This window comes from Vibrio sp. L5-1 (assembly GCF_021728315.1).
GTDB classification, from domain to species: domain Bacteria; phylum Pseudomonadota; class Gammaproteobacteria; order Enterobacterales; family Vibrionaceae; genus Vibrio; species Vibrio splendidus_K.
On sequence record NZ_JAKKCQ010000027.1, the window covers coordinates 1 to 2,413 of the forward strand.

General features: G+C 43.3%; 1 protein-coding gene. It reads left to right on the forward strand.

Features of this window, described 5'->3' with window-relative positions; translation table 11 throughout:
• Positions 1-630 precede the first annotated feature (630 nt).
• Positions 631-2,385, forward strand: coding sequence for a group II intron reverse transcriptase/maturase (ltrA, locus tag L3V35_RS25330; protein ID WP_237300851.1), 1,755 nt, complete (start codon positions 631-633; stop codon positions 2,383-2,385).
• Positions 2,386-2,413: the final 28 nt, after the last annotated feature.

The window sequence follows — 2,413 nt, forward strand, 5'->3', positions numbered from 1 at the left end:
CACGAACGCGAGTGCGGTTATTCTCTATCATAACCACCCAAGTGGTGCGCCAAGAAGCGCATATGTAAAACGCAATGTAATTGCTTGATTTCAAGGAGTAATCAATGATTAGAAACGCATGCAACTTCCATTAGGCTGGCTGTTGTATGAAGCCGTTTTGACAATGTGGCTGACATTTCCCCTACGAAATGGAGAGCTGCTAATCAGAGTCTTGCTAAGACTACGAAAGAAACTGATGTTTGACGCCTCGAAGGTTGGACTGTCTGTTATGAAGGTAGGGACAAGACAGAGTCACTGGATCTCCACCTATGACGGGGGGAGAAATCTCGCTTGGATAGAGACTGAACGCTCCTACAGAGATACGAGTTCAAGTCTCCCAGTGACGAGCACGGCGACGAGCCGTGCAAGGGGTACAGTCAGAGTCTAAGGCAAGATGGTGACGTTACATATGTGAACTTGGGAACTTTCTATTGTTATCTTGGCAACAAGATCTGGGAGCCTGAACCTACATGCAATTAGAAAGGGCGGAGCCTTCGTAGTAGTCCGAGGTTAGGAAAGCTAATCACATGGCGAAGGGAGGCAGTTTGACAAAACGTTTGTAAAAGTGAATTAAGCAGGAGAACAACGGTAATGTTGCTTTCAACGATCGCCCAAAAACAACAAACACTTGCAAAGAAAGCAACTGAGAATCCAGAGTATAAATTTAATCGTTTATACGATCTTCTTCATTGGGAGACATGGATACATCAGGCTGCTATTAATGTGTTATCTAGGCCAGGAAGTAGGACAGATGGCGTAGATGGTAAAACTCGCGACTACTTTAAACAAACCTATGAAAGACAACTGTCTTTGATCATAGAACAGTTAAAGTCAGGGAATTACCGTCCACTACCTGTAAAGAGGGTCTATATACCAAAGCCGAATGGAACCAAACGTCCTCTCGGTATTCCGGCTTTACGAGATCGTATTGTTCAGGAAGGTATAAGAATGGCACTCGATCCTATATACGAAACGGATTTTCATCCCTATTCCTTTGGGTTTAGGAAAAGTCGATGCACTATGGATGCGATTGCAGTGTTGATGCCCTTAGCTAACTCCATATCAAAACATTTCTATGTTATTGAGGGGGACTTAAAAAGCTACTTCGACACTGTTAATCATCGAATATTACTCAAATTGTTAAAAAAGCGGATAGCAGATAGGAAACTCATCTCTCTGCTCCATCGCTTTCTTCGTGCCGGTGTCATGGAAAAGCAGCTATTTGCTCAAACTCGTGAAGGGGTACCGCAAGGGGGGATCATTTCCCCACTGCTAGCAAATCTATACTTGAACGAATTTGATCAATGGGCAGCGAAGAAATGGCAGCTATCTCAATCAGAAAGACAAAATACGAGGAAAGCGGGTCGCGGTAATTATACCATGGTTCGCTATGCCGATGATTTTGTTGTCGTATCAAATGATGGGATAGCTGGAGTAAGGCAAGCTAAAGCTGAAATTAAGGAATTTCTGGAGGAAGAGCTAAAACTTACTCTTTCTGAGGAGAAAACTTTAATTACACACGTTAACAAAGGATACGACTTCTTGGGGTTCTATATTAAACGGAACTACTCGGAAGGACGATGGGTGGTACACTTGCGCCCCTCAATGAAAAGTGTGAAGCGTGTGAAAGCTAAGCTTAAAAGTCTTACTACACGAAACCAAACTTTATATGATGAAGTTACGAAGATGAAACAAATAAATCAAGTAGTTAGAGGGTGGTGTGAATATTATAAACATACATCTTTACTCAGTGATTTAGAAGCGATCAGTCGCTATGCGTGGCACAGATACCACAAGTGGTTACTGGCAAAATACAAAGGAAGTAGAAAGGTGCAACTCATCAAGGACAAAACATGCACAATCATGAAACGTCAACGATGGGTAGCGAATACATTCGGTATTCAAGTACATCAATGGCTGCCATCAGCAAAAGAGCTCAATCGTTCTCGTTATTGGAATCGTGGCAGAAATGGATTTGAACATCCCTATCTAGTCCCGTCCAGTAACGAAATCCAACCACCACTAGGACTCAAAGGTCCAGAGCCTTCGATATATCTAACAGCACGGATGAGCCGTGAAGATAATAGAGAGTATCCAAAGGACTGGCACTATAGACGACTAAAGGTACTAAAGCGAGATAGCTTTGCATGTGTGATATGCAAAGAACAAAATGACATCCAAGTTCATCACCGTAGAGGCGTTAAATCGTGGGCGGTAAAAGACTTGGTAACATTATGTCGAAAGCATCACATGATGGAACACAAGAAACTGCGAGTTGATGATTGTCAAATGGAGAGCCGGATGCGGGGAAACTCGCACGTCCGGTTCGGAGAGAGGAGTGAGTAAAACCGCCAGCTGTGAAGCTGGTATGGCG